At 57.4% G+C, this 1,790-nt stretch carries 1 protein-coding gene and 1 pseudogene; both read right to left on the bottom strand.

Annotation, left to right across the window (positions count from 1 at the left end):
- A pseudogene (locus tag AB5Y92_RS04030) lies at nt 1-405 on the bottom strand (lauroyl-Kdo(2)-lipid IV(A) myristoyltransferase); the annotation flags it as partial.
- Nucleotides 406-555: 150 nt separating this feature from the next.
- A complete protein-coding gene (lpxM, locus tag AB5Y92_RS04025) occupies nt 556-1,545 on the bottom strand; it encodes a lauroyl-Kdo(2)-lipid IV(A) myristoyltransferase (protein WP_164536678.1) in 990 nt (329 codons plus the stop codon).
- Between the last annotated feature and the right edge of the window lie 245 nt (nt 1,546-1,790).

Here is a 1,790-nt window from a genome sequence, read left to right as displayed (position 1 = left end):
GATCACCGGACGGCCCGCTGCTTGCTCCGCTTGCACATGCTCCCAGCCGGTGACCTTGATGCGGCTGGTCAGCCGTGCCTTGCTGCGCCAGCTGAGCTCGCCAAAGCCCATAAAGGTCTTGAGCCCGACCCGGATCGATTTGAGCAGCAGCGCCTGTCGTGCGGCGGCATCGAGCTTGGGAAAGCAGATCTTGAGGTTGGTATCGGCGATATAGGCCTGCTTTTTCGAAAAACGCAGCAGGGTCGGTGAGACCAGATCGGCAAAGCGATCCCTCAGTCTCGCGGGAGTAAATGCCAGCAGGGAAAGCAGGCCCAGCGCACACCAGCTACCCCACCATTTGGGATGCAGCAGGCGGCGATGAAATGAGGTATCAAATACCGGATCTAACGCAGACATGGCGGCCATCAAGTCATCAAAAACAAACGGTTATTGTAGTTATCCTGACATTTTTTTCTACCCTGGGGAGGCTGGCCATCGACCCGCAAGGCACTGATCAGACGAGTTATCATAAAAAATGGCCCACCTGGGGCCATTTCAATCAATCTAAATTCGGGGTCAGCCGTGGGGCGACAATCCCTTGCGGATCCGGCGTATCCCCTCTTCGTAGAGGCCATCCAGCCCCTCCTGATCCTGACGGGTATCGAAGATCTTGAGGAACCACATGTACTGGCCCGGATGGCGCATCAGCTGCTGTTGCACCATGTCGTTCATGCGACAGGTATCGGCCATCACATCCTCGGTGGGATAGTTGTCGAACGGTGCCTCAATCTCCAGCCGGTAGCAGTGGTTCGCTTCGTCATAGCAGGCGAGCAGCGGCACCGCCTTGGCGCCACTGACCTGCACCAAACGGGGCAAGGCAGGCAGGGTCGCCTTGGGATAGCCAAAGAAGGGGGCGAAGATGCTCTTCTCGCGGCCATGATCCTGATCAGGCAGATAGAAGAAGCTGCGACCGCTCTTGATGGTCCTGATCACCGCCTTGATCCCGGCGCTGCGCTCATAAACACGGCAACCGTTCTTGGCTCGTGCACGGTTGAGGTGCCAATCAAACACCGGATTGCGCGCCCGTTTCATCATGGTGCACATCGGCACCCCGCGCTGGGTGAAGCAGTAACCGGCGGCATCCACCGGCCAGGTATGGGGCACCACCAGGATCACCGGACGGCCGGCCGCCCGCTCCGCCTCGATATGCTCCCAACCGATCACCTGCATCCGGCTCATCAGATAGCGCTGACTGCGCATGGTGAACTCGCCAAATCCCAACAGACTCTTGAGGCCGACCCGGATCGAGGTCAGTACAATGGCATCCCGCTCTTCCGGGCTCTTGTCCGGGAAGCAGATCTCCAGATTGGTTCTGGCGATATAAATCTGTTTTTTCGAGATACGAAACACCAGCGGTGCCAAGCCTTCGGCCAAACGGTCGCGCAATCGCACCGGCACAAAGGCGAGCAACATCAGCACGCCGAGCGCCAGCCAGCTGAACCAGTAGCGGGGATGCAGAAAACGGGCTTCAAAAGAGGAGTCAAATACGGGATCTTGGGACGACATGTATTGGGGTCGAGCGAAAAAGTGGTGCTGCATTGTAGTCGTCCTGACAGGTAATACCAGTTAAATCCATGGCAAATAGCCCGCCACGGGCGCCACATCAAAAAACCATAAAAAAATGCCCCGCACTGCGGGGCATTTTGCTCGTTACACAACCAGGGTGGAGGCTCTTTGTCCATCCATCGTATGACTGGTCGTTTATCCCGTCGCTCTCGGAGCGCACTGCTTATCCATTTCCCGATGTCACA

Source organism: Aeromonas sp. R1-1 (assembly GCF_040908495.1).
Taxonomy (GTDB): Bacteria; Pseudomonadota; Gammaproteobacteria; order Enterobacterales; family Aeromonadaceae; genus Aeromonas; species Aeromonas veronii.
The sequence above is the reverse complement of the archived record's forward strand: the minus strand, read 5'-3'. Positions and strand labels throughout refer to the sequence as shown.

Bases quoted from the DNA above. Each gene is read 5' to 3' on its own strand.
- lpxM (WP_164536678.1), bottom strand. From the start codon at position 1,545: ATGTCGTCCCAAGATCCCGTATTTGACTCCTCTTTTGAAGCCCGTTTT.